Raw genomic sequence first — 25349 nt, forward strand, 5'->3', positions numbered from 1 at the left:
CCCTACATGTGATTTAGAAGCCGTTGTCGTACCGATCTTGGTGAGCATGGGTTCGAATGCGGCGGCTCGGTCGGGCAATCTTCGGTCTGTCCGTGCATGAAGACAGGGCCTCTGGCGCAGCTCGGGGTTGTCGAGACCTTGAGCACACCAGGAGGCCCTACCGACGGCATCCCGGCACCTCCACCGCAGAGACGACACAACACCTCGTCTCTGCCGCCGAAACACCGACCCTATGCCTGACCAGCGTAAACGAACCCGTCACTCTCGGAAGGACAGCGGCTTCTAACCGGCCCGCACGGGAATCGTGTCAGAAGTCTGGTCTAGGTTTGGCCTGTGAACCACAGCAGCTCCAAGGCCGGGGCGCCCCGCGAGCCTGACTTGCCGCCGCATCAGGTAGTCCTAGCGGAGACTGATTGGGGTTCGCTCCAGACGGCTTTCGGGAACGGTGAGTGCCTTCCCGAAGTCCTGGCACGGTTGCTGGAGCCTGATCCCAAGGTGCAGGTCACCGCTTTGTCGGAACTGAGTGAGCTGGTCGGCCACCAGAACAGCATCTACGAAGCCACAGCCCCCGTCGCCATGTATGTCGCCGGCATCCTCACCCACCCGGCGGCCATGACCCTCCGGCCGTATCGTAACGTCCCCATCCGCGCGACATTGTTGAACTGGTTGGTTTCCACGGCCTACGACGCCTCCGACGAGATTGTCGACCGCACCGAGCAGTACTTGCCTGGCTTCCTCACCCACGACACCACGCTGGCGGCCTTCCGGGACCTGCGCCCGATGCTTTATCGAGCCGTCGCGCCCTTCCTGCAGGACAGTCACGAGGACGTGCGCGAAGCCGCCGGCCTCGCCGCGCTCATCCTCGCCGAACACCCCGCGCTCGCCCAGCACCGCGATCACCTCGCCGTGCACGCGCGCCGCATCCTAGACACCAGCAGCGACGACCCTAACCGGCGCGTTGCCTGGAAGGCCCTCGAAGCATGGGGCCACGACGTCACCGACATTGAACCTTTCCAGGAGGAGCCCTGGGACTGCGGGCCACATAGCGATGGCCGCGGCGATCTTGAACCTCCCTTCTGACTGATAGGCGCACGGCCCGCAGGTTCGAACGGGGGCCGGATCGGGTGAGTTCGCGGTTGGCAGCGCATGAAGGAAGCGCCTCCTGAACAGCTCGTGGTTGTCGAAGCCCGAGCGCCAGGAGGCCCTGTTGTCGCAGTTGTACGTGGTCGTTCCGGTGGCGTCCAGCCTGTTCACCCCGGGGTGTGACTGTCTTGCTCACAGGTTCGGGAACGCGGCCGACAAACCGGGCCGCCGGCCTCGCTACACCTCGGACATGACGGACGCGGAGTGGGCCGTGGTGCGGACGATACTGCCGGTCCCGGCATGGATGGACGGCCGGGGAGGCAGGCCGGAGAGCTACTGCCACCGGCAGATGGTCGACGCGGTGCGGTATCTGGTCGACAACGGGATCAAGTGGCGGGCGATGCCGGCGGACCTCCCGCCCTGGGACCGGGTCTACGCGTTCTTCCGACGCTGGCGCGACAACGCTCTGATCAGGGAGTTCCACGACCGGCTGAGGGAACGCGTCCGCGAGGCGGAGGGCCGGGACGCGGAGCCGACCGCGGGGATCGTGGACTCGCAGTCGGTGAAAGGGGACGCCGTGGTCGGCGCGGCCTCCCGCGGCTTCGACGGCGGCAAGTTGGTCAACGGACGCAAGCGGCACCTGGTCGTGGATTGCCTCGGCCTCGTCCTGGCGGTGCTGGTCACCCCCGCGTCGGTGACGGACCGCAACGCCGCCTGCGGGATGCTGCCCGCGCTGCGGAAATGCTTCCGCCGGCTCCGGCTGATCTGGGCGGACGGCGCCTATACCGGCGACGTCCTCACCGAAGCCGCCCACCGGCTCGGCCTGCGCCTGGACATCGTCCGACACAGCGACGACAGCCGCGGGTTCACCGTCCTGCCCCGCAGATGGGTCGTCGAGCGGACCTTCGCCTGGCTGATGCGCAGCCGGCGGCTCGCCCGCGACTACGAACGGCGCTCCGACACCAGCGAGGCGTTCGTCCTGTGGTCGATGACCATGATCATGAGCCGCCGCCTCGCCCGCCGCGCCACCCGCCGCCAGCAGCAACGGCGGAATCTCGCTCCGGCAGCGTGAACATACCCGGCCGGCTCTCCGCCAGCCAGCCCCGCTTGACCAGCCGCTTCAGCCTGCCCCGCGCACCCTCCACCCGGGCCGGAACCGAAACGTCCCAGCCCAGGCCCACCGCCACTTGCCGCGCCGACAATCCGTCACCGCCCGTCTTTTCGAGCATGGCCATGATCCGTCGGTAATCCGGGCCGAGAATGTCGACCTCGACCCCGTCCTTCCTGCGGGCCACCACCCGCCGAGCCCTGGCTGTCGACGTGGCCGCCGCGTCGTCCACCACCGGCTCACGAACAGGCTCAGGCTCGGACGGCCCTGAAGCCTCGGCGGGCTCGGGACCTCCCAGTTGGGTCAGCGTCTCGAGATACTCCTCCAGGCCGATCACCCGGCGGTTCAGCACCTTTTCTGCGTCGGCGAGAGCCGCCCGCACCCGCTCGAATTCGGCATGCAGTTCCTCCACTCGCGCCAGCGCGGCCCTCTCACGGCTCTCCATCACAGCCCGCATCGACGGCATCCGCCACCTCACATCACCCACGACGAATCAGACGGCCCCAGCCTGCCTCGACAACGCGCACATCACACCTGACCTGCGGAAACACACATATGAGATCCGGAAAAGCAACGGCTTCTTAGACCCGGCCCACCTCCGCTCGCGCGGAGAGCACAAGGCCGAGGTGCTCCGCGAGCTGCGGGACAACGGCCCACCTTCGCTCGCGCGGAGAGCACGGAACGGCGTGGACCGCCAAGCCCCCGCTGTACGGCCCACCTCCGCTCGCGCGGAGAGTACCGGCTCGACGACGACCCGGACGACAGCCGCCCCGACCCACCTCCGCTCGCGCAGAGAGCACTTCCTCCTCTTCATGGGCGTGGGCAAGGTCTGCGACCCACCTCCGCTCGCGCGGAGAGCACGGCGGTCAGGGTGAGGCGGACCGTACCGCGGTCGACCCACCTCCGCTCGCGCGAAGAGCACGTCCTGGTGGGGCTGGTAGCCGGCCAGGGCCGCGACCCACCTCTGCTCGCGCGGAGAGCACACGTTGTGGACGCCGACGGCGCCATGGGGGTTCGACCCACCTCCGCTCGCGCGGAGAGCACCTGCTCGTCGACGGTGACCTTGGCGCCGGCGGCGACCCACCTCCGCTCGCGCGGAGAGCACCAGTATTCGGGCGGGCGGCCGGCTCCGGTCGCCGACCCACCTCCGCTCGCGCGGAGAGCACCGCGCCCACGGTCCGAACCCGCGCTTGGTGAGCGACCCACCTCCGCTCGCGCAGAGAGCACTTGATCCTGGCCCCCTCCAGCGGCCGTCGAGCGACCCACCTCTGCTCGCATGGCGAGCACCACGGAGTCGTAGACCTCCGCCGCGACGACCTCGACCTGCTCCCGCTTGCACGGAAAGCACGAAGCGGAGGACGATCGCAGCGGCGTCAAATGCGACCCATCTCCATTCGTGCGGAGAGCACGCGAAGGCATCCGAACACAACGATCCGGTGGCCGACCCACCTCCGCTTGCGCGGAGGGTACTCGAAAACGAACACATAGCGGAGGTCAGTGGGCGACCTACATCCGCTCGCGCGGAGAGCGCACAGGGCAAGGCGACCCCGCAGGGGCCGCCGGCGGCCCACTTCCGCTCGCGCGGAGAGCACTCGTTCACCATCTCGACCCCACGCACGTAGTGCGACCTACCTCCGCCTGCGTGGAGAGCACCCTTCCTGACCTGCGATTCTAGAAGGAGTTTGCCATTTCTTGGCTCTGTTTCCTGAAGGTCATAAGCGTGAGGCCGTCGAAGTCGATGGGGACGCGGCGTCGGTTGCCGACGGTCCGGAGGGTGAAGCCTTGTTCGTTGGCGGCAGGGTAGGCAAGGACGGCGGCGCCGTCGGCGGTGCAGGCGGTGACGGAGGTCCAGAGTTCGTCACGGACGCGGGCGGAGACGGTGCCGATGTACAGCTCGGGGGTGACTTCGAGGAGCCAGCGGGTGAGGGCGCCGCGGAGGTGGTCGGGTACGGCGGTGGCGGAGATGACGATCATCGAGGGCATGGTGGTGGGGTCCTCCTGCGGGGGCGGTCAGGGGCTGGGGGTGTGGTTGGTGCCGCCGGGGACGGTTCCTGTGATCGGGTCCCAGAGGTCCACGAGTTGTTCTTCGGGGTCGGGGATGTCGATGGGGTGGCCGGGTGCGAGGAGGGTCTGGATGTCGTTGACGATGCGGGGGAGCAGTTTGAACAGCCGCAGGCCGTCGCGGAAGGAGCGGCGGGCTGCGGCTTCTGGGTCGGGTGAGTTGTGGAGGGAGAAGGCGAGGGGAATGGTGAGATCTGCCTTGTAGAGGTCGGCGATGTCGTAGACGAAGGCCTGTTGGTTGCCGCTGTGGACGAAGCCCAGGGCGGGGGAGCAGCCGAGGGCGAGGATCGCGGCGTGGACGATGCCGTACAGGCAGGTGTTGGCCGAGGACAGGGCGAGGTTGACGGGGTCCTGGGTGTCCCAGGAGGCCGAGTCGTAGGCGCGGCGGAAGCGTCCGATCTTGTACTGGCGGGCGAGGAGTTGGTACAGGGCTTTGACGCGCTGTCCCTCGAAGCCGCGGAGTTGGTTGAAGTTGCTGCCGATGGGGACGGTGCCGGGGCCGAAGCGCTTTTCGTACATGGCGGTGGCGACGGCGAGCCGTTGGGTGTCGTCGGCCCAGGCCCGTGTCTGGTGTTCCAGCCAGGTGGTGGTGAGGGAGTCGGGCACGGTGGCGGCGTAGCAGCGGACGCCGCCGGCGCCTGTGATCAGGACTGTGGTGCCGTGGCGGGCGAAGGTGGCGAGCGCCCGGGCGGTGATGGAGGTTCCGGGGCCCAGGAGGACGCAGGAGAGGGCGGCGGTGGGGAGGTAGACGGTTTCCGTGCCGCGTCGTTCGCTGGTGACTTCGGCGCACACTCCGGTGTCGTCCTGGTGGATGCGGACGATGTCCAGGTAGAGGAAGGAGAGGGAGTCCGCGATGCGGGGCAGCATGGCGACGGTGGGTGCGGCAAGGCGGCGCCGCCCGCGGGAACGGGCGGCGTTCGGCTTCGGATCGGCAGCGGTCACTGGGGGCCTCGGGCGGGGGCGATGGTGAGCAGGCCGCATCCGTAGGCCTTGCCGCGTCCGATGCCTTCGGTGATTTTCGTGCGGAGCAGTTTCGGGTCCTGGATGGTGGCGGTGCCGTCGAAGCGGGTGCGGGCGTGGCGGATGAGGGCGTGGGTGGTGGTGCCGCGTTTGCCGTGGCGTCCGCCGGCGGCGTCGAGGGAGGTGGATTCGATGGTGTGGGGGGTGAGGCCGGCAGCTTGTGCCTGGCCTTCCCACCAGGTGTCGGCCGCGGCGCCGTGGAGGGGGACGACGGCGGGGAGGTTGTAGTGGGCGCGGGTGGTGTGTCCGGGGCGGCGGACGGCGTTTGCGATGCAGCGGTAGCGGACGGTGAGTCCGGGACGCAGGGCGTCCAGGAGGGCGTCGAGAGGGCGGGAGAGGCTGGTTCCGTAGTTCTCGGGGAGGCGGGTCAGGTCGGGTTGGTGGGTGCTCTGCATCAGCAGGTGCAGGCCGTGGGGGGTGTCCTCGGTGCGGAAGAGCACGTTGAACCGGGCCCGCGGGTCCTCTCCGGCGTCCGTCGGGAAGAGGGCCATGAGGCGCTGGTGGAGGGCGAGGCCCATGCGTGTGCCGGTGGTGTCGTTGCGGGCCTGGGCCGAGCGAGGGTCGGGGGCGATACGGGTGAGCCAGACGGTCACAGACGGTTTCCTTCCACGGTTTCCGGCAGGTGGCGGGTCAGATACGAGGTGAGGGCATCGAGCTGCTTGGTGCCCAGCCCCGCGTACTGGTCGGCGGGCAGGTGCAGGGAGCGCCGGTAGAGGGGGCGGGCCCGGTAGGTGCGGCGTGTGGTGTGGAAGGTGAGGGGTTCGTCGGTGGCCTGGCCCGAGGGGTGGGCGCCGTCGCTCGCGTCGGCGGTGAGCAGGTTTTCGGGGACGGGCAGGGTGTGCAGGGGCCGGTCGGAGATGAACTCGATCCCGGCCGGCGCCGGGGCGGTTGCGGCCAGGGGGAGGTGGATGAGGTGGTGCAGGGCGTTGTTGGTGCGTGCCAGGAGAAGGGGGCCTTCCGGCGGGCAGGAGCGGCGGCCGAGGTAGAGCGGCCACTGCGGGAAACGCAGGGCGTTTTCGCAGCGCGCGAGGAGGTCGTGGGCGTCGGTGCGTTCGATTTCAGTGGTGTGGGGTGTGGTGAGGGCGATGGTGAAGGCGGCGTCGGCGAGGTAGTGGCGGTGGGTGAGGAGGGTGGTGGTCTCGCCGCTGCGTTTCTTGCCCTCGGCGGTGGTGACGGTGGCTTTGGCGGGCAGGCCGCCGCCGACGGTGTGCAGGTCGCGCAGGCGCACGCCGGGCCGGTCGGCCCGCACGGTCAAAGACAGGCGGGTCAGGTCGGCGATGGACTCGCCGCGGCGCCGGCCGAGTGCGGCGGCCAGCAGCCCGATGACTCCGGAGCGGGTGGGGAAGGCGGCGGTGTCGCGGTCGGTGAAGTGGCTGTGTTCGCCCCAGGACTGCAAGGGGCCCGCCAGTCGGAGCAGCAGGCCCGGCTCGGGCAGGGGAAGAGTGGGGCTGCTCATGCGCCGGCTCCGGACGGTGCGGGGCTGAGCGCGGTGGCCAGGGCGGTCTCCAGGAGCTCGTCGAGGGAGCCGTAGCGGATGCCGAGGCCGGGCAGGTCCTTGCCGCTGATGCTGAGGAAGCCGGAGGTGAGGATCCGCGTGTTTCCGAGCATGGTGTTGGCCGCCTGGGCGTAGGCGCTGAGGTGGTCGGCGGAGGGCTCGGCGAAACCGCTGGTTTCGGTGGCGCGGACCGGCTTTTCGAAGGCCGCCGCGTAGGAGACGGGACGGTCGGCCCGCACGGAGAGGTGGATCAGGCTGGGCAGGGTGTGCGGCGCGGTGGAGTTCTTCTTGGCGTGCGGCACCGATTCGATGAAGGCGGACAGGAAGGCTGCGGTGAGCTCGCGCAGCGCGTCCGGTTCGTCGCCGATGTTCGCCGCCAGGTCACGCAGGTCGACGGTGGCGAACCGGTAGAAGGTGCCGGCACTGTACTCGGCGTGCCCCATGTGACCGCTGCCGGTGCTGTCCTTCCAGACCGCGGTGATGTCGTCGACCGCGCTGAAGTAGTCCACCTCGACGTCGGTGGTGTGGGTGGTCAGGGCGTGGGCGACCTGGACGGCGCCGTCGACGCCGGCTTCGTCGACCTCGGCGAGCATCCGGCCGAACAGGTTGATCACCCCGTTGCGGGAGCGCAGGATCGCCTCGATGCGCTCCTTGGGCAGCACGCTCTTGTCCGCAGGCTTCTTGATGTCCTTGGCCGCCTCCAGCAGCGGCTGGAACTCCTCGGCGAGGTCGGCGAGTTCCCCGACGGCCGTCTCGGGGACGTAGACCATGGCGTTGGTCAGGACCTTGTTGGGGACGATCTCCTTGTCCTTGTTCTTGGCCAGTTCGAACTTGATGCTGCTGCCCGCCGCGAGGTGCCCGCCGGCCCGCAGCGCCAGGCCGGCCTCCCATCCTCGCTCCTGCAGTTCGCTCGCGACCCGCTCACCGATGCGCCGGGTGCGCAGGGCGGCCTGCCCGATGTGGGTCTGGAAGTCCTCGCGGGCCGCGCGCTTCCAGCACTGGCTGCTGACCCGCGTACGCAGCGTGCCGCCGTACTGCACGGTCTTGACGGCGTTGGCGTCGTCCCGGTTCAGATTCGAGAACGGGATGGGGTGAAGGACGTGGACGTCGATGAAGCGGGCGGTGCTCGATGTCATGGCTGATCGCATTCTTGGGTGAGGGTGATGGCGGTGTGCAGTGGAAGGGTCGGTCGTGGACAGCTCGGCGAGGGGTTGAGTTACGTGGCGCCGTTCAGGAGGTCGTTCTCGTCCTCCTGGTTGCTCTTTTTGTTGCGGTTTTCATCGGTCTGCCGGTAGTAGTCCTGGAGCCAGCGGCGGCTGATGCGTCCTGAGAACGTCGGCCAGGCGATCAGGTCCTCCATCAGCCGGACCCAGTCGACATCGGTGTCGGTCTGCCTCAGGTGGCGCACGGTGGCCGGCAGGTGGCGGTGGAGCCCGGCGGCGCTCTGCCGGGTCAGCAGGTGCAGCCGGGCCTCGGCGGCGGAGACGCGCATCTCGCGTTCACGTCCGGGGCCCTCGACGACGGCCTGAGCGAGGCAGTAGCCCAGGCTCCGGCCCCAGCGTTCGGCCGGCTCGAACTGCCCGCCCCTGTCTGCCGCCACGGAGCCGAGGTCATCGGCCACAGAACCCGAGGGGGCGTCCGTTGCCTGCGGTTGTTCTCCGGCTGCTTCGGGGCCCGGAACGGATTCCCCCTCTTCGGCGGTGTCGTCCACGTCGTCTTCGGTGGCGAACGTGTACCGCGGCCGGTCGGCGATCATCGAGGCGACCAGGTAGTAGGCGCGCTCTTCCGTCTCGGGAACATGGCGTTGACGGGGAAGCCAGGGCGCCACGATCCGGTGCATCGGGCGCACGTGGTCCAGGTCCCGGCGCAGGCCTGCGCGCAGTGCGCTGCGGATTCCGGGGTCGCGGCACGCGTCCGTGATCCAGGCGACGTACTTGTGCAGGTGCTCTCGACGAACGTCAGCAGCCGTTCGTGGTGACTCGGTGGTCATACGGAAACTCCCTGATCCGATCCGGTGGGCTCAAGGCCGGAACCGGCTGTGCTGCCGCTTCCGGCGCCCTTGGTGGTGCGCCGGCCCCCGTACAACTCGGCACGCGCCTCGGCGACAGCCCTGGCACCGCGCACATGGGACGTGAGAGGTGCGGTGACCGTGTCGTAGCTTTTTTGCGCCAGGGCGAGGAAGGCTTCGCGTGTCGCCTTTCGGTCCAGCCCGGCGTCGAGCGAGGCCGAGGAGCGGTCGAGCCTGCGGTAGCGCGCCCAGAACTCCGTCTCGGCCTGCGGCCAGTAGCGGGCGCCGGCCTCGGCGGACCAGGTGGAGTGCTCCGCCTTGGGGTCGTTGACGTAGAGGGCCCAAGCTTTGCGTACCGCGCGCTCCAGCCTGCGGCCGTACAGCTCACCGAGCCGGCGCAGTCGGCCCACCGCAGCTTCGGTGCGCGGAGCGTCTTCCTCCACGAAGCCCAGCAGGGGCGGGGTGGACCCCTCGACGAACTGTCGGTCCTTGGCCTGGCCCTCCTGCTCGAACCCCAAAGCTCTTACCCGCAGTGTCTCGGCAACCTCGAAGGCGGTGTTGAACACCTTCGGCCGTCGCGGTTGCGCCGGCCCGCCCGCCTCGTACAGCAGCAGGGCGTCCACATCACGCCACAGCGCCCGCCCGGAGTCGGCGGGCCGCGGGTAGCGGTTGCCCTGCTGACTGATCTGCCAGATCAGGTAGGCGTCGTCCCGGGGGAGACGCTCGCCGCGATAGGCCCACGTGATGAACGCATCCGCTACCACGCCTTCCTGTTCCTTATCGGCCACGAGCAGCAGGGCGTGCGAGGAGCAGGCGGTGAGCAGCGCCAGCGGGCCGGTCCTGTCGGCGGGCGGGGTCTCGGGGTCGGGCAGCTCCTCCCACTCCCACGGACACAAGTCGACCTCACGGCGGACCGTGGCCTGGGGCGGGGTGAGTCCTGCCAGGAGGGTCTGGAAGAGGGTTTCACCCTCGGGGTGGTAGGAAAGCGCGGTCCGCAGCGGGCCAGCGGTGGCACTGGCGCTCTTCACACCTCCCACCTCACGGGCCGAGCAGCGGCCGGAGGGCCCGTAGAAGTGCCAGACCAGCAGATTGAGAACGGCCTCGGACACCGTCGGGAGCGTGGGGGACGAGGGGTTGACGTGGGTGAACCAGGAGTGGTTGTTGCCGGCGGGCCGGGTCACGATCAGCTTGTTCACCCCCGCGGTATTGCCGGCGTCGCACTGTTCCACCAGACGCGGGTCCTGCATCCAGGGCCGCCCCCCTTCCTCGTCGAAGACGAAGAAGCGGTGCCACCACGTGGCGAAGTACTCCTCGACCGCCACAGCGGGCAGCCGTCCCGCCTCGACCACGTCCATACGGCGCTCACCCCAGTCACCGGGGCCCCTCTCGTCGAGCCGGGTCACCCGCGCGGTCAGGGCGTACAGGATGCGCAGCAGCGCCGAGTGCGCGGGCGGTTCGGCGACCGCCAGGCCCGTGATCTCGTGGCTGCGCAGCAGCAGCTCGCGAAAGCCCAGCATCCCGGGAAGGGGCTCGGAGTTACTGCTTCGCGCGTGGGACGCCCAGATGACCGGGAAGAGCGGTTCTTCCGCTGTGCTGTGCGAACGTGCGGGCATCAATGCCTCTCAGGAGTCACAATGCGATGGGGTCTTCGTGCAGACGGAGGTGACTCGCCTGCTGCTACCGGAGCGACCGGGTCAACCCACCCCCGCTGCCCGCGCGAGCGGGCGTACCATCCGGCGGAGGAGCACCCCCCTTCGGCCAGAAGGGTGATGCGTGTCGCGCTGAATGAATCTCACTAAGCCTGCCGCTACTGAAAAAGCGCTTGGAGGTAACTGGCCTTTAACTGATCTCAAGGCCCACCGATGAGACAGAAATTGATCGTTTTCCGTGGCGCCCGCGCCAGCTCGTACCGTCCGGCTCACGGTTGACGGCCACCAGGGTGAGTTCGCGGAGAGCCGCCTGCTTCTCCCAGCCGGCGGGATGAGGCAGGCCTTCGCCCTCAGGCAGCCACGACCCCGGAACGGGAGCGACCCACGACATGATCAAGCCCAGCTCCTCATGCGTGGGCGTCGATCTGCGCGTCAGGGCGGACAGGCTCAAGGCGCCTTCCTCGTCGAGGGTGAGCTCGCCACCGGGCTGGGTGTACAACAGCAGTACGCGTCCGGTGTCCGCTCCCAGCCGGGTCGTCAGCAGCTCTTCGGTCACACCGTCCTGAACCTCGCTGAGCCTGCCGAGATTGCCTTCGACATCGTGCGGCGCGCAGATCGTGGTTACCCGGGCCAGATGCGACTCGGCTGTCTCCTTCGCGGCGCGCTCCAGATCCATCCGCACCAGTTCCCGCTTCACCGCCGCATCCAGACCGTCGACGAAGTCCGCCGCGTACACGGCGTCGACCAGCCGCTGCACATCGCCGGGAACCGCTATCCCGCCCCCCTGCTCCCGGCGCAGCAACTCCGCGGTACGCACTAGCAGCCCGTGGTCGTACACCGCACCCCAGGTCGGCGGAACCTTCGTACGGCCCTCACTGTCCACCGGCTCCAGGACCACCAGCTTGGGACGGTCCTCCGCCTGCGCCCAGGAAGGCCGCCCCTCCGGTCCCCGCCGGTGCCGCCGACCGCGGCCCACCCGCTGCAACAACTGGGCGAGCGGGGCGAGATCACTGACGACGAGGTCGAAGTCGAAATCCAGCGACTGCTCGACCACCTGGGTCGCCACCAGGATCGAGCCCGCACGCACCCTCATCTCCTCGCCCACAGCGGGCTTGCCGTATGCCTTCTCGCACTCCCGGCTGATCCGCTGACGCTCCCGGGCCTGGTAGCGCGAGTGCAGAAGCCGCAGTCCTCCCTCCCGCCGGGCCAGTTCGGGAAACGCCGCACACAAATCCCGGTAGGTCGCCTGGGCTTCGGCAACCGTCGTACAGCACACCAGGGCGGTCCCGCCCCCGTCGGCGACCGGCCGCAACTGCGCCCGCAGCCGTTCGCGCCTCCCGCCCCTGCGGACAGCCGAGCCCGGAGCGTCCAGACCGTCCCAGCTCACATCGTGGACCTCGATATCTACGGTCCGCGCCCGCTCGCTCAGCGTCGCGCGAGGCGTGGACACCTGGCCGCTCGCCGCGTCCGTGAACAGCCAGCCTGGGTAGCACGGCCTAACTTCCACCGGCTCCAGGAAACCGGCGCCCCGCCGGTAGGCGTTCACCAGCGAACTCGCTGTCGTACCTGTCAGGGTCGCCGACAGCAGCACTACTGGAGCACCGAACGCGCCGAGCCACTCCAGCAACCGGGTCATCAGGCTGTGCATCCACGGCCCGTACGCGTGCGCCTCGTCGATCACCAGCACCTTGTCCGACACACCCAGCAGACGCAGCACGTTGTACCGCAGCGGAAGCACACCGGCCAGCACTTGGTCGATCGTCCCCGTCCCCAACGGCGCGAGAAGGCCGCGCTTCGGCCCACGCAGCCAGGTTCCGGCAGCAGTCGCCGTACTTCGCTCCGCGACCACCGCATCATCACTGACCTTCGTGGCAGCCGGGTTTGAGGGGTCGTTGTAGGCGGGGCTGAGCCATGCCATGGAGTGCAGAAGCGTCAGCGCACGCTCCCCGTACAACGCCTGATTGGCGAAGGCGGCCACCCGAGGGAACATGCCGTCCGCCGTCGCCATCGTCGGCAGCGCGAAGTACAGTCCCCGTGCCCCCGACACCCGTCCGAGCACCGCGGCCGCATACAGCGCTGCCTCGGTCTTTCCGTCACCGGTAGGGGCCGTGACCAACAGCAGACCGGAACCACGCTCCGCCGCCAGCCGGGGGAGATGTTCCACCAGGTCTTGCTGCAGGGGATTGGGCGAGAACGGGAACATCCCCTCAAACTGCTGCAGGGCGAAATCCGCCCGGCCCAGATGTGCGGCCCTGACCACGCCGGAAGCGGCGTAAGACGCTCGCGCCCAGTGCTCGTTCAGTGCCTGGGGCGTCGCCTTCCACCCCGTCGCCGGCAAGAGCGGCTTGATCCAGTCGGTCTGGCTCGCCAGCCAGTCCGCCACTACGATCAGACCGGCCACGACAACCGAGAGCTCAGCCGGCAGTCCGCCTTTCGGCAAGGCCACCGCCCCCACCACCCGCCTCAGCTCGATGAAGTGCTGACGACGCTGCTCTGCCCAGCCCTGCTCACCAAGTCCCGGCGCGTGCACGCTACCGGCACTCAGCTTCCGCTTCAGCAACGGCTGTCCGAACACGCCGTGATGACCACCGAGCAACTGGGCCACCTGATGACTGACCGCCCGCCGCATCCGGTTGAGATCACCCGGATAGCCGATCTCGTCCAGGAGCAGGGTCACCGCCCAGTGCGTCGCAACTTCATGACGGAAGCAGGTCTCACGCTCAGCTCCCGCAACGGCGAAGTACGCCGGCTCCTTCCGCATGGCTGCGAAAGCCGCAGGTACCTGAGCCTGAAACGGCGGCGTGATCTTCCCCAGATCGTGCAACCCGGCCCAGAACGACAGGACCTGACGTGCCTCCGACTCGGTCAGTTGCAAGGCGTCCGCGATACGCGCACGGACCCGGGAACCCAGCACCACATCCCACAACACCCCGAACACAGCCGCTGCGTCCAGCAGATGGCAGATGACCGGATAAGGGCGCTCCAAGCCACGTTCCTTCGCCCACAGCCGGCAGTCGGGGCCAGCGGCACACACGGGGACGACATCAGGTTCTGTCATGGCATCACAGATAGCAGGCGCCACTGACAACGCACCGATCGACAAATCCTCGTGGTGCAGCGACCGCCTCGGGACACTGCAACAGGGCGTATCACTGTGGCTGTTGTCCCGTAGGCTTCACCGTTGTGACCAAGCTCGCGGAGGTAGATGTGCTGGCGTTTCTCTCGCGAGAAAAGTGTGGTCAAGAAACGGTAAAGCCCTCCTAGAATGCCTGCTCAGGAAGGGTGCTCTCCGCGCAGGCGGAGGTGGGTCGCTCAACAGGCATGGCGGTACCCCGGTACGTGTGTGCTCTCCGCGCAGGCGGAGGTGGGTCGCCCCCGGGCCTAACGGTCCGGGGGCTTCTGTCGTGCTCTCCGCGCAGGCGGAGGTGGGTCGTGGCTGAGGACACCGATGCCGAAAGCGACGAGGTGCTCTCCGCGCAGGCGGAGGTGGGTCGCGTCGTTGCGGTCGATGCGCATGACGACAGCTGTGCTCTCCGCGCAGGCGGAGGTGGGTCGAACCACCTCGACCCCGACCCGCGGCTCGCGGCGTGCTCTCCGCGCAGGCGGAGGTGGGTCGCGGAATGGCCCCTACAGATTGTTCGAAATCAGGTGCTCTCCGCGCAGGCGGAGGTGGGTCTCTCCCCGCCACATACGAAACGGCTCCTCCCTCGTGCTCTCCGCGCAGGCGGAGGTGGGTCGGCGCCGCACCTCCTGGTGCGGCGCCTTCTTCGGTGCTCTCCGCGCAGGCGGAGGTGGGTCGTTGCGGACGAGGGCCTCCAGTTCAGGGCCGGTGGTGCTCTCCGCGCAGGCGGAGGTGGGTCGCCGGCGCAGCTCAGATCCCAGCCGCCGACGTCGTGCTCTCCGCGCAGGCGGAGGTGGGTCGTTGGAACAGCTCTCCAACAAGCGCGTAGGCATGTGCTCTCCGCGCAGGCGGAGGTGGGTCGCACGCATTCAAGGTCCTCTCCCCTACCGCCTCGTGCTCTCCGCGCAGGCGGAGGTGGGTCGCGGACACCCCCCTGAGCAGCCGAAACGCTCGTGTGCTCTCCGCGCAGGCGGAGGTGGGTCGTCGGTCGTCTGGGTGTTCATCCTGCTGCCTTCGTGCTCTCCGCGCAGGCGGAGGTGGGTCTGCCGGCCGGTCGTCACGGACACTCCGGTCTGCCGTGCTCTCCGCGCAGGCGGAGGTGGGTCCCACATAGGCGGACTTGAAGGCGGAGGCGCGCAGTGCTCTCCGCGCAGGCGGAGGTGGGTCGCCCGATGACCAACACCGAGCCCGACCAGACGCGTGCTCTCCGCGCAGGCGGAGGTGGGTCGTACGGCAAAGGACTGCTCGACCAGGGCCCGTCGTGCTCTCCGCGCAGGCGGAGGTGGGTCGTGGAGCCAGTCCGGAGGCGGCACCTCGACCTTGTGCTCTCCGCGCAGGCGGAGGTGGGTCGTCCGTGGCCGGCGGACGAGTCTCCGCGACAGGGTGCTCTCCGCGCAGGCGGAGGTGGGTCGCTGCCGCATCTCCGGCTGCGGATCGGCGTACCGTGCTCTCCGCGCAGGCGGAGGTGGGTCGATGCAGTGGCCGACGAACGACGACACCGCGAAGTGCTCTCCGCGCAGGCGGAGGTGGGTCGCCCGGCGTTCAGTCCAAGGCGGTCGGCGGGCAGTGCTCTCCGCGCAGGCGGAGGTGGGTCGTGGACCAGGGCGCTGCGCCAGGGCTGGGACAGGTGCTCTCCGCGCAGGCGGAGGTGGGTCGGTGCCGCTCGTGCCCTGGTCGTCCCGGGCGGCGTGCTCTCCGCGCAGGCGGAGGTGGGTCGGGGTTCGGCGTGGACATCCAGCCGTACACCACGTGTTCTCCGCGCAGGCGGAGGTGGGTCGACGCGCTCCAGCAGGTCCGGCGCTGGCTTCCAGTGTTCTCCGCGCAGGCGGAGGTGGGTCGTGGACCAGGGCGCTGCGCCAGGGCTGGGACAGGTGCTCTCCGCGCAGGCGGAGGTGGGTCGATCAACGAGGTGCTGACCGAGGTCATGGGCCAGTGCTCTCCGAGCAGGCGGAGGTGGGTCGATCCCGGAGAGGTGCTTGCGGGCGAGCGGGTCGTGCTCTCCGCGCAGGCGGAGGTGGGTCGGTAGCGGCCTCCTCGGACGCCGGGCCAGAAAAGTGCTCTCCGCGCAGGCGGAGGTGGGTCGCGCCAGGCGGACCCGGGCCGGGCGCCCGCCCTGTGCTCTCCGCGCAGGCGGAGGTGGGTCGCTCCAGGCCTCAACCGAGACTCGTCCGGACACGTGCTTTCTGCGCAGGCGGAGGCGGGTCGGCATTGGACTGTGCCCGAGGTCAGTAAATCGTCTTGTGGACTTCGGTGGCGATGCGGAGGGCAAGGCCGGGCTTAGAAGTCGTCTCACTTGGTGCGGACCTCACATGCCGCGCTCTGGGCCGTGCGTCTGGCGGGTGCGTTCTCCCGGCCCTGTGGGCAGGTACTCCAGCTGGACGGGGCCGGGGTAGAAGGTCGCGCTGTCCCAGCCGGCCATCTCCTCACCGATCAGATAGCGATACAGCCACTCGGCGAAGGTCATGGGGTGGCCGGCCCATTCCCCCTCTGACCCCTGCACCACCACGCCGTCGGGAAATCCGTGGACTTCTGGAGCGAGGAAGATGGCGGCTCCCTGGTCCGTGCCGGCGAGTGGGATGAGGCCGTCGGGGGTGCCGAAGGCGATCTGCGGACAGTTGCAGATCACACGGGGATCCTCGTCGGGAGCCAGGTCATAGGACTCCCACAGGCTCTCCGCCCAGGCTCTCGACATCGACCGGATCTCCTCGCCCAGCTCCCTTCCTGCGCAAGCCGGATGGGCCAAGAGGTAGAGGTGGCCGTTGAGTTGGACGGGCGCGTAGGCGTCGACGATCGCCTTGTAGTCCGTGGGGAGCTCTCTGCCGAGCTCCTGCTCCAGACGAAGCCACGCGGCAGGGTCGGCATATCGGTTCTCCGCCGGACCGAGCATGTCGAAGACAGCCTGCAGGTGGTCGGTCATGGTTCCTCAAGGATGCTGTCGGGCAACGTCTCGGACAGCATCGACCACATCTCATGACTCCGGTCAGCCGGGTCTCTCGTTGTGGTGGCATGGAGATGACGCAGCGGCTGGTGCCGGACAAGTTGTGGGAACTCTTCCTGCGAGTGGTGCCTGAGGCACCGGTCCGTCCCCAAGGAGGTGGACGTCGCAGAGCTGACGACCGTGGTGTTCTGGCCGCGATCCTGTTCGTCGCCACCTCCGGCTGCACGTGGCGGCAGCTTCCGCCAGTCTTCGGGGCTTCCTGGCAGACGGTCCATCGCCGGTTCTCTCAGTGGACCGAAGCCCGTGTCTGGGCGAAGCTTCACCGGGTGATCCTCGACGAGCTCGGTTCCGACGGCATCCTCGACTGGTCTCGATGCGCCATCGACTCAGTCAGTCTCCGGGCTCTCGAAGGGGGGCCCTAACGGGACCGAATCCGACCGATCGAGGCAAGACGGGATCCAAGATCCACCTGCTGACCGATCGCAACGGACTGCCTCTCCCAGTCGGTATCTCCGGGGCGAACACCCATGACAGCCAAGGACTCAAGCCCCTGGCCCAGGGCATTCCGCCGATTCGCTCGCGTCGTGGACCACGCCGACGCCGTCCTGCGAGGCTTCACGGAGACAAGGGCTACGACTATCCCCACCTTCGACGATGGCTACGAGACCGGAACATCACGCCTCGTATCGCACGCAAGGGCATCGAGTCATCGGAGCGACTCGGCCGGCACCGCTGGGTGTTTGAGCGGACCGTGGCCTGGATGAACGGATTCCGTCGCCTACATCGCCGCCATGAACATATGTCAGATCACTTTCTTGGCTTCGTCGGCATCGCCGCAGCACTCATCTGCTACCGCCGAATCACCGACCAAGACGTCCTCCAAGTGCAGTCACAGGTATCCCGTGCGCTCGGGATGGCGGTGATCGCATGCACTGAGGCGCGGCGCAGACGGGCAGGTGCGCAGGCGAACAGGCGGTCGGCGGGCCGCGGCGACCTGCCGGTACCGCTGGGCGTACTGACGCCGTCCGCCGCATGACGAGGGCCGCGCTCCCCGCGGGGGCGCGGCCCTTCGTGTATCTTCCGCTCGGTTCGACTCCGGTCGCCGTAGGCCGGCGTCATGTACGGAATCGCGTGGCGCCGGTGCAGGCATCGACGGCCGGCAAGCCGGTTCCCCGTCTCACCAGGGGCTGCTGCTGCTCGTCGACGTCGGGCCGGGGGAGGTCGTGTGCGTCGGAGCGGTGGTGGGCCGGGCGTCGAAGGCGGAGCCGCCCGAGGGCGACTCCGTGGGAGAGTGAGCCCGCCCGGCGGCCGTGAGGCGGACCGGGGTGGTCGACGTCGACTGGGTGGCGGCCCGTGCCGGCGCCTCCCTGCCCACCTCGTGGGCGCGCTCGTCCACCTCGCCGATCCGTTCCAGGCGCAGCACCAGATTGCGCTCGTGCTGGTTGCCCTGGGGCCAATCCACGTCCTTACTGGTGACCAGCTGCGTCCGTACGCCGTCCGTGGTCTCCCAGCGGCTGCGGATCGCGCGGACGTTGGGACGCCACTTCCCCTCGTGCAGGTGCTCCACCTCCAGGTGCCAGCTCGGCGCGTCGATGTGCCGGACCGTTCCCGCCTCGCCCGGGATCTCGATGCGCGCACCGCGCGAGCCGGACACCGCGACGACCGCGCGCTGTGGCCGGTCGGCGTCGACGTCGACGACGGTGATGCGGCAGGGGCCCTCGTACCAGGCCATGGGTGTCCTCCGGTGTTCTTGTGCGGGGAAGTCGTGATTGCGGTCGCGGAGCGCGAATGGGGCGGGGGAGGCGGGGCGTCAGCCTCGGCCGAACTCTTGCGCCACCAGCGACGCGAGTTCGTAGTACGCGGCCCGGGTCCGGCCGCGCATCCACTCGGGGTCGACCTCGCCGCCCCGGGCCAGATACGGGTCGTACGGAACGCTGACCACGGCCCGGCAGCGCTGGCGGAAGTGGGCGACGATCTCGTCGACCCGGATCAGCCGTCCCGAGGACGACCGCACTCCGGAGACGACCGTCACCGCTTCGCGCGCCTTCTCCTCGTAGCCTTGGGCGGCCAGCCAGTCGAAGGTGACGCTGGCGCTGCTCGCACCGTCCACGCTCGGCGTCGCCGCGACGACGAGCTGGTCGGAGAGGTCCAGGATGCCGCGCATGGTGTCGTGCAGCATGCCGGTCCCGGAGTCGGTGAGGACGATCGGGTAGTGGCCGCTGAGAAGTTCGACGACCCGCCGGTAGTCCTGGTCACCGAAGGTCTGCGAGACTGCCGGGTCCGAGTCGTTGGCGATCACCTCCAGACCGCTGGGCGCCTGCGAGGTGAACGCCCGGATGTCCATGTAGGTGCGCAGGTCGGGGATCGCGGTGACGAGGTCGCGTACGGTGGCGCCGGACTGGCGCGGGACGCGCCGGCCGAGGGTGCCCGAGTCCGGGTTCGCGTCCACGGCCACGACCCGGTCGGCCCGCTCGCGGGCCAGCACCGCGCCGAGCGCCAGGGTGGTGGTGGTCTTGCTGACGCCGCCCTTCAGGCTGAGCACCGCGATCCGGTGGCTGCGGAGCAGCGGGGTGTGGAGCGCGTCGGGCACATGGGCAGGGGCCCGGCGGAGACCGACCCGGAAACGCTCGCGGGCCGTGCGGCGCACCAGACGTTCGCCGGACAGTTCCCGGTCCGCGGCCCAGCCGATACGCCGTGCCGGTGCCGAGGCGGGTTCCGTGGGAGGGGGCGGTGTCGCCGGGTTCGGGTCCGCCGCCTCCGCGGGCCGCGCTCCCGTCGCCCCGGGCTGCGGTAGGGAGTGTTCGGCGTCGGGCTCCGGTACGGAGTGTTCGGCGTCGGGCTCCGACGCCGTCGGGGCGGGGTCCGGGAGTGTCGCTTCGCCCGGGTCCGTCGTCGTGGCGGCCGCCGTGACGTCTCCGTCGTCCTCCGTGTCCGCGCGTACGTTTCCGTCGCTCTCGGGATCCGTAGGCTTGTCGGTGTCGGTGTCGGTGTCGGTGTCGGTGTCGCTGTCGCTGTCGCCGTCTCCGTCGGTCGCCGGGGCCGTGGGCAGGTCTTCGTCGTCCGCCGGACCCGGGTGCGCGCCTCCCGCGCCCCCCTGGCCCTCCCCGTGCGTCGCCCCGTCGTCCCCGTCGCCCTTCGGCGGTCTCGCCGCCGGCAGGCGCTCGCCCCGGCCCGTACGCCACTCCTCCGGGCTGTAGTCGGGTGCGTCCGTCCAATGCCCGGGTTCGTCCATGTCGTTTCTGGCTACGACGGTAATCACCTGGCGGTCCCCTCTCGTCGGTCGTCCGGAGGAACGGGTCGGCGGACGCGACCGGTTCAGGCGGGGGATGTGTCGGCCGGTCAGGCCGGGGCGAGGTCGCGCTGTTCCAGGACGGGGCGTAGCGCCCGTACGGCATAGAAGTTGCGGGACTTGACCGTGCCCGGCGGTATCCCGAGCGCGACGGCCGCGTCGGCGGTCGAGCGGTCGTTGAGGTGCAGTTCCACCAGCACGTCTCGGTGGTGCGGGGCCAGTTCGGCGAGCGCGTCGCCGATGGCGTGCGCCGACAGGACCTCCTCGAACGGGTCGTCCGGGGCCGCCCGGTCCTCCGGCGTCTCGTCGCCCAGCTCCTTCGGGCGGGCGGACTGTGTCCGGAAGTGGTCGATGGCGATGCGGCGGGCGACGGTGAAGAGCCAGGGGCGGCCGTGCTCCGGTCCGCGGACCAGGGCCTGGGGGTTCTGCCAGGCGCGCAGGAACGTCTCCTGGAGCATGTCCTCGGCCTTGCCCCGGTCCCCGCTGGTCAGGCGGAGCAGCGTGCGGAGCAGGGCGGAGGAGTGGAGCCGGTAGAACTCCGCCAGGGTGTCCCGGTCCATCGTGGGGCGCGCCTCCGCGCGTGTGCCCGGCCCCGCCCCCGCACGGGTCGCGCCCGCCGGTGCGCCGTCGGCACTGTCCCCCTGCATTCCCATCCCGGTGGTTCCTCCCGCGCTGCGCCGTCGACGGCTCCTCGGCGCTCGACGGCGACACCAACCGACCGCCTCTGAAGGCTCGTCGGGCTCGTCCCGGCAGAATCGCAACCTTGGCTAATGCTTTGCTAACGATCAGGTGCCTTTCGCGCCCCGCGTGGTAACGCCTCGCTTGCGTCTCCTAAAGGGGCTCCGGGCCTCGGTTCCGGTCCGCCTCCGGGGCCCGGTAGCCACCCGGCCGCCACCGCCGTCGGCGCCCGCGCGGCACCACGGCGGCGGCGCCCGTCACCGCCGCCAGCAGCGCTAGACAGCCTGCCGACACCCACCAGGCGGATCCCGCGGCGGAGGGCCCGGCACCAGGCGGCATCGCCACCCCCGGCGCCGTCGCGCGTACACCGGAGGGCGAGGCGCCGTGCCCCTCCTCGGGGAGGACGGCCGTGACGGCGGCCACCGGGTCGACGGGTCCGTGCCCCCGCACCGGGTCCGGCAGACGGCCGCCCGGACTCGACGTGGTGGCCTGCAGCCGGTGCGCGAGCGCCTCGGCGCCCAGGCCCGGGTGGTAGCCGAGGACCAGGGCCGCCGTTCCGGCCACGAACGCGGCCGCGTAACTCGGCCCCGAGGCAGTGAACTTGCCCCTGCCGCCCGGTCCGGGGCCCATCACGGCCTCGCCCGGCGCCGTCAGGTCCACCCGGCCCACGATCCCCTGACGGGGTACCTCCCCGCCGGGACCGGTCGCCGCCACGGACAGCACCAGCGGGTGCGCCGCCGGATACGCTGTGCCGCCGCCGCTCACCCCGGTCGCCCCGTCCGGAGCGGCCGGCGCGACCACGAGTGCGCCCTTGGAGACGGCGTACCGCACGGCGCTCGACAGCGCCGGGCTGTCCCGGCCCACCACCGCCACGGTGACGATCACCCGGGCGCCGTCGTCGGCCGCCACCCGGATGCCCCGGGCGAGGAGGTCGGGGGTGGTGTTCCCCCGCCGGTCGGTGACCGGGACGTCGAGTATCCGCGCTCGGGGCGCGAACCCCGCGAACCCCGCCCCCTCGGTGGGGGCCGCCGCGATCAGACCGGCCGTGAAGGTGCCGTGACCCGCGCAGTCCTTCGCCGGGCCGGCGTCGAACAGGCGCGGTGCCCGCTTCAGCCGGTCGCCCAGAAGCCCTGCGGCGTCGTCCACACCCGAGCCCACCACGGCCACCGTCACCCCCGCGCCCTCGGAAAGCGGCCAGACCATCTCCGGACGCAACCGGGCCTGCGGCCACGGCAACCGGGTGACCATCCGGTTCGATGCCTTGCGGCACGCGTCGCTGGAGAGCCGCTGCGTGAGGCCGGGCAGCGAGGTGGGGTCCGTACCCGGAGCCGTCGCCGCCGGGGCCACCGCGGCGATGGGACCGGCCGTCGCGGCAGCGGCGCTCCCCGGAGGGGGGGCCACCGCCCCGCACAGCAGGGCCGTCGCGATCACCGTCGTACCCCCTCTCGCCCGACGGCTCACGCGACACCGCCCGGCACGCGGTCCCAGGGCACGTCCTGCGGCAGCAGCAGGCTCAGCTCCGCCACGTCGTCGATGTCGAGCCGGCTGAGCCGCCCGGCCTGCCGGGTGATCATCGACTCCATGGTCTGGCGGGCGAAGCGGCCGTTGCCGAACGTACGGTCGCGCGGCACCGAGGCGAACAACTCGCCGAGAGCCGACAACGTCTCGGGCGGGCACACGTAACCGGCCTTCTCGGACAGCGCCTCGACGATCCGCACCAGCTCCTCGTCCGTGTAGTGCCCGAACGAGACGGACCGCGAGAACCGGGAGGCCAGACCCGGGTTGGAGTCCAGGAAGCCCTGCATCTCGTCGGCGTACCCGGCCACGATGACCACGACCTCGTCGCGGTGGTCCTCCATCAGCTTCATCAGGGTGTCGACCGCCTCCTGGCCGAAGTCGTTGCCCGTACCGCCGCGGGGCGTCAGGGTGTACGCCTCGTCGATGAACAGGACGCCCCCGCGCGCCCGGTCGAAGGCCTCCTTCGTCAACTGGGCGGTGTGCCCCACGAACCGTCCCACCAGGTCCGCCCGCGCCGTCTCGATCAGCTGGCCGCCCGGCAGCACCCCGAGTTCGGCGAGCAACCGGCCGTACAGACGTGCCACCGTCGTCTTACCGGTTCCGGGCGGTCCCGAGAACACCAGGTGATGGCTGATCGTGGCGGTCGGAAGCCCCGCCTCCTTGCGCCGGTTGACCTGCTTGATCAGGTTGACCAGGTCCTCGACCTGCTCCTTGGCGGCGGGCAGTCCGATCATCGCGCGCAGCTCGTCGAGCAGCTCCGTCCGGCGTTCTGCGGGCTCCCCGGCGGCCACCGTCACCCCCACGTCCTCGGGCGTGAGCAGCGCCAGGTCGGCATTGCCGATCTCCGGCAGCGTGGCCAGCCGTGAGGCCTGCCGGTCCACCATCTCCTCGAAGACCTTGCGCGCGGCCCGGCCGTTGCCGAAGTCGGCGCCCTTGGCCACGCCCTCGAAGTGCCGCGCCAGCGCCTCACGGGTGCCGTCGGCGAGCTGGTAGCCGTGCGAGGCCGCGGCCATCGCCACGATCGTCGTCAGCTCGTCGTCCGAGTAGTTCTCGAACTCCACCGTGCGGCTGAACCGCGAGGCGAGCCCGGGGTTGGAGTCGAGGAAGCCCCTCATCTCCTCCGAGTACCCCGCGACGATGACCACGACCTCGTCGCGGTGGTCCTCCATCAGCTTGACCAGCGTGTCGATGGCCTCCTTGCCGAAGTCCGGCCCGCTGCCCCCGGTGCCCTGCGACAGCGTGTACGCCTCGTCGATGAAGAGCACGCCGCCGAGCGCCCGCTGGAAGACCTCCGTCGTCTTGATCGCCGTACCGCCGATGATCGACGCCACCAGGTCCGCGCGGGCCACCTCGACGAGATGACCCGACGGCAGGACGTCCAGCTCGGCGAGGATCGAGCCGTAGAGCCGGGCCACGGTCGTCTTGCCGGTGCCCGGTGGGCCCGCGAAGATCAGATGGCGGCTCATCGGCAGCGCGGGCATGCCCGCCAGCTCCCGTCGTCTGGCCAGCTTGTTGAGGTTGACCAGGGTGGAGACCTGCTCCTTCACCCCGTCCAGGCCCACCAGCGCCTGCAAGGCCTCCAGCGGCCCGTCCGGCCTGCGCGGCGCGGCGGACGGCATCGGGCCCGAGGCCCCGCCGGAAGGACCGTCCTCCGCGCCCTCGCCGTCCGTGTCCCCGCGCGTCCCGTGCGACTCGCTCCCCTGACCGGCGGCCGAGGCGGTGATCTCCCCGTACGAGTCCGGCAGGTCGTTCTCCACGCTCGTCAGGTTCTCCACCGCGAGCCGGACCGACGGCTTGAGCTGGCGCAGCCCCGAACCCCGGTTGCCGGAGACCGTGCAGTCGTGCACCCGCACCGCCTCCGTCGAGTCGACTCGGATGCCGTCGGCCGTGTTGTCCACCGCCTCGCACCGGCTGAGCGTGGCCCGGCCGCCCGCCGCGACCCGGAAGCCGTAGCGCCGGCAGGACCGTGCGCGGGTGCGGGTCGCGGTCAGCTCCCCGCCGTCCTCGACGAGTACGCCCTCCTGCGGCGATTCGGCGACGTTGCAGTCCCGCAGCGTGGCCACCCCGCCCGCGCCGACCGACACGCCGACCCCACCGGTCTCCCGCACCACGGTGTTGCCGACGTAGGCGTTGCCCCCGTCGGCGATCCGCACCCCGGCCTGTCCGGTCGCGGAGACCTCCGAGCCCTCCAGCCGGCCACGCCCGTCGCGGGTCACCTCCACGCCGGGTCCGGCGACGTCCGACACGGTCACGCGCCGCAGCATCGGGTTGGCCCCTTCCAGGACGCGCACTCCCGCCCCCGCGCCGCCGCACACCTCCAGCCGGTCGAAGTCCGGCGCGCTGTCCCCGGTCAGTACGACCCCGGCGTCCCTCGCGTCCCGCACCGAGCAGCGCTTGAACGCAGGCCCCGAGGTCTCCTCCACCCAGATGCCGTTGCCCTCGGCCCCGGTGACCTCGCACTCCTCGAAGGTGCCGCGCGAACGGCCCGTGACATGGATGCCGTTGCCCCTGGTGCGGGAGGTGCGGCAGCGGCGCAACACCGGGTCGGTGCCCTCGGCGAGGGCGATGCCGTGCACCTTGGTGCCGGTCACCGAGCACTCCTCGAGGACCACCCGCTCCTTGGAGCTGATGAACACGCCCAGCAGGCAGTCCCGCACCGAGGTCCGCAGCACCTGGGTGGAGCTGTTCTGCTCCAGGGCGATGGCCGGCTTGTCGGTGGCCGAGATCTCGCAGTCCTCGATCACCCCCCGGCCCTCGCCGTTGGCGCACACCCCGTTGCCCCGGGCGTCACGCAGCACGCAGTTGCGGAACGTCGGATTGGCCCGCTCGCCGATGACCACCGCCGAGGTGCCCAGATGCTCCACGACGCAGTCGTCGATCACACTGGTGCCGGTGGACGTCTCCACGATTCCCGCGCCACCGGGGTTGGTCACCCGGCAGCCGCGCATCGCCAGCGAACCCTGCTGGCGGGTGAGTACAGCGGCCCAGGCGTTGCCCACCACCTCGCAGTCCTGGAGCGCCGCCTGACCGCGCGGCACGTCCACCGCGGGCAGCTCGTCGTCCAGCCCCTGCAGCACCAGCCCCGTCAGCTGCACCGCTTCGGCCACCACCTGGACCACCGTCCCCCGGGGCGGCACGATCCGCACGCTTCCGCGCCGGTCCTCGGCGGTGATGGTCACCATCTTGGTGATGACCAGGTTCTCCTCGTACCGCCCCGGCCGCACCGAGATCACCGCGCCGTTGCGCGCCGCCTCCAAGGCCGCGCCGATCGTGCGGAACTGGCCGCCGGAGCCGGACGGCCGGTCGGTCTGCGCCTCGGCGCTCACGGTCAGCACATGGCGCGACATGCGTGGTTGTTCCCTTCGTGGTGGGCCGGTGGCC

17 protein-coding genes, 1 pseudogene and 1 CRISPR repeat array are annotated in these 25349 nt (G+C 70.2%); of the genes and pseudogenes, 3 read left to right on the forward strand and 15 right to left on the reverse strand.

Annotated elements, in window-relative coordinates; translation table 11 throughout:
- Nucleotides 1-333 precede the first annotated feature (333 nt).
- Nucleotides 334-1080 carry a hypothetical protein gene (locus ADL08_RS10865; RefSeq protein WP_053641875.1) on the forward strand — a complete coding sequence of 249 codons (747 nt, stop codon included), beginning with the start codon at nt 334-336 and terminating at the stop codon, nt 1078-1080.
- 253 nt (nt 1081-1333) lie between these two features.
- Nucleotides 1334-2155, forward strand: coding sequence for an IS5 family transposase (locus tag ADL08_RS10870; RefSeq protein ID WP_107092136.1), 822 nt, complete (start codon nt 1334-1336; stop codon nt 2153-2155).
- Here ADL08_RS10870 and ADL08_RS10875 read toward each other — a convergent pair.
- From ADL08_RS10875 to ADL08_RS10920, 10 genes are all read right to left on the reverse strand, one after another.
- Nucleotides 2082-2657, reverse strand: a complete 576-nt coding sequence (locus ADL08_RS10875; protein ID WP_053641876.1) for a hypothetical protein — start codon at nt 2655-2657, stop codon at nt 2082-2084. The two genes, ADL08_RS10870 and ADL08_RS10875, sit on opposite strands and share 74 nt — an antisense overlap.
- A 1205-nt stretch (nt 2658-3862) precedes the next feature.
- A complete protein-coding gene (cas2e, locus tag ADL08_RS10880; RefSeq protein WP_053641877.1) occupies nt 3863-4174 on the reverse strand; it encodes a type I-E CRISPR-associated endoribonuclease Cas2e in 312 nt (103 codons plus the stop codon).
- A gap of 27 nt (nt 4175-4201) precedes the next feature.
- A complete protein-coding gene (cas1e, locus tag ADL08_RS10885) occupies nt 4202-5119 on the reverse strand; it encodes a type I-E CRISPR-associated endonuclease Cas1e (RefSeq protein WP_053641927.1) in 918 nt (305 codons plus the stop codon).
- A gap of 71 nt (nt 5120-5190) precedes the next feature.
- On the reverse strand, nt 5191-5865 hold the full coding sequence (gene cas6e, locus ADL08_RS10890) for a type I-E CRISPR-associated protein Cas6/Cse3/CasE (protein WP_053641878.1): 675 nt from the start codon (nt 5863-5865) through the stop codon (nt 5191-5193).
- The gene (cas5e, locus tag ADL08_RS10895; RefSeq protein ID WP_053641879.1) at nt 5862-6728 is read right to left on the reverse strand and encodes a type I-E CRISPR-associated protein Cas5/CasD; all 867 of its coding nucleotides are present in this window, start codon (nt 6726-6728) and stop codon (nt 5862-5864) included. Before cas5e ends, cas6e begins: the two co-directional genes overlap by 4 nt.
- Nucleotides 6725-7903 (reverse strand): type I-E CRISPR-associated protein Cas7/Cse4/CasC, encoded by a 1179-nt coding sequence (gene cas7e / locus ADL08_RS10900; protein ID WP_053641880.1) that lies wholly within the window; start codon nt 7901-7903, stop codon nt 6725-6727. Before cas7e ends, cas5e begins: the two co-directional genes overlap by 4 nt.
- Before the next feature lie 80 nt (nt 7904-7983).
- Complete coding sequence (gene casB, locus ADL08_RS10905; RefSeq protein ID WP_063885273.1) at nt 7984-8757, reverse strand: type I-E CRISPR-associated protein Cse2/CasB; 774 nt, start codon at nt 8755-8757, stop codon at nt 7984-7986.
- A complete protein-coding gene (gene casA, locus ADL08_RS10910) occupies nt 8754-10388 on the reverse strand; it encodes a type I-E CRISPR-associated protein Cse1/CasA (protein WP_078968505.1) in 1635 nt (544 codons plus the stop codon). The genes casB and casA overlap by 4 nt, the downstream gene beginning before the upstream one ends.
- A 226-nt stretch (nt 10389-10614) precedes the next feature.
- Nucleotides 10615-13482, reverse strand: a complete 2868-nt coding sequence (locus ADL08_RS10915; RefSeq protein ID WP_053641928.1) for a CRISPR-associated endonuclease Cas3'' — start codon at nt 13480-13482, stop codon at nt 10615-10617.
- Nucleotides 13483-13706: 224 nt separating this feature from the next.
- Nucleotides 13707-15750: direct repeats of the CRISPR family, unit length 29 nt; unit sequence GTGCTCTCCGCGCAGGCGGAGGTGGGTCG.
- 100 nt (nt 15751-15850) lie between these two features.
- Nucleotides 15851-16462, reverse strand: coding sequence for an SMI1/KNR4 family protein (locus ADL08_RS10920; protein WP_053641882.1), 612 nt, complete (start codon nt 16460-16462; stop codon nt 15851-15853).
- A 95-nt stretch (nt 16463-16557) separates the two neighbouring features.
- Here ADL08_RS10920 and ADL08_RS36535 point away from each other — a divergent pair.
- Nucleotides 16558-17339: pseudogene (locus ADL08_RS36535) on the forward strand (IS5 family transposase); the annotation flags it as partial.
- Between the two features lie 321 nt (nt 17340-17660).
- Here the strand turns inward: ADL08_RS36535 and ADL08_RS10930 are convergent.
- The 5 genes from ADL08_RS10930 to ADL08_RS10950 all read right to left on the reverse strand — a co-directional run bounded on the left by ADL08_RS10930 (nt 17661) and on the right by ADL08_RS10950 (nt 25315).
- The gene (locus tag ADL08_RS10930; protein WP_053641884.1) at nt 17661-18215 is read right to left on the reverse strand and encodes a hypothetical protein; all 555 of its coding nucleotides are present in this window, start codon (nt 18213-18215) and stop codon (nt 17661-17663) included.
- 78 nt (nt 18216-18293) lie between these two features.
- Nucleotides 18294-19742, reverse strand: a complete 1449-nt coding sequence (locus ADL08_RS10935) for a MinD/ParA family ATP-binding protein (protein ID WP_234352092.1) — start codon at nt 19740-19742, stop codon at nt 18294-18296.
- An 80-nt stretch (nt 19743-19822) separates the two neighbouring features.
- Nucleotides 19823-20332, reverse strand: a complete 510-nt coding sequence (locus tag ADL08_RS10940) for a sigma-70 family RNA polymerase sigma factor (protein ID WP_053641886.1) — start codon at nt 20330-20332, stop codon at nt 19823-19825.
- A 271-nt stretch (nt 20333-20603) separates the two neighbouring features.
- Nucleotides 20604-21881: a S8 family serine peptidase gene (locus tag ADL08_RS10945; RefSeq protein WP_053641887.1), complete on the reverse strand. Its 1278-nt coding sequence runs from the start codon at nt 21879-21881 to the stop codon at nt 20604-20606.
- Nucleotides 21882-21907: 26 nt separating this feature from the next.
- Nucleotides 21908-25315 (reverse strand): right-handed parallel beta-helix repeat-containing protein, encoded by a 3408-nt coding sequence (locus ADL08_RS10950; RefSeq protein ID WP_053641888.1) that lies wholly within the window; start codon nt 25313-25315, stop codon nt 21908-21910.
- Between the last annotated feature and the right edge of the window lie 34 nt (nt 25316-25349).

This window comes from Streptomyces sp. NRRL F-6492, from assembly GCF_001280125.1.
Lineage (GTDB): Bacteria > Actinomycetota > Actinomycetes > Streptomycetales > Streptomycetaceae > Streptomyces.

Bases quoted from the DNA above. Each gene is read 5' to 3' on its own strand.
- ADL08_RS10940 (WP_053641886.1), bottom strand. From the start codon at position 20,332: ATGGACCGGGACACCCTGGCGGAGTTCTACCGGCTCCACTCCTCCGCC.
- cas2e (WP_053641877.1), bottom strand. From the start codon at position 4,174: ATGCCCTCGATGATCGTCATCTCCGCCACCGCCGTACCCGACCACCTC.
- cas7e (WP_053641880.1), bottom strand. From the start codon at position 7,903: ATGACATCGAGCACCGCCCGCTTCATCGACGTCCACGTCCTTCACCCC.
- ADL08_RS10930 (WP_053641884.1), bottom strand. From the start codon at position 18,215: ATGGCCTGGTACGAGGGCCCCTGCCGCATCACCGTCGTCGACGTCGAC.
- ADL08_RS10915 (WP_053641928.1), bottom strand. From the start codon at position 13,482: ATGACAGAACCTGATGTCGTCCCCGTGTGTGCCGCTGGCCCCGACTGC.
- cas1e (WP_053641927.1), bottom strand. From the start codon at position 5,119: ATGCTGCCCCGCATCGCGGACTCCCTCTCCTTCCTCTACCTGGACATC.
- ADL08_RS10875 (WP_053641876.1), bottom strand. From the start codon at position 2,657: ATGCCGTCGATGCGGGCTGTGATGGAGAGCCGTGAGAGGGCCGCGCTG.
- ADL08_RS10920 (WP_053641882.1), bottom strand. From the start codon at position 16,462: ATGACCGACCACCTGCAGGCTGTCTTCGACATGCTCGGTCCGGCGGAG.
- ADL08_RS10950 (WP_053641888.1), bottom strand. From the start codon at position 25,315: ATGTCGCGCCATGTGCTGACCGTGAGCGCCGAGGCGCAGACCGACCGG.
- cas5e (WP_053641879.1), bottom strand. From the start codon at position 6,728: ATGAGCAGCCCCACTCTTCCCCTGCCCGAGCCGGGCCTGCTGCTCCGA.
- ADL08_RS10870 (WP_107092136.1), top strand. From the start codon at position 1,334: ATGACGGACGCGGAGTGGGCCGTGGTGCGGACGATACTGCCGGTCCCG.
- casA (WP_078968505.1), bottom strand. From the start codon at position 10,388: ATGCCCGCACGTTCGCACAGCACAGCGGAAGAACCGCTCTTCCCGGTC.
- casB (WP_063885273.1), bottom strand. From the start codon at position 8,757: ATGACCACCGAGTCACCACGAACGGCTGCTGACGTTCGTCGAGAGCAC.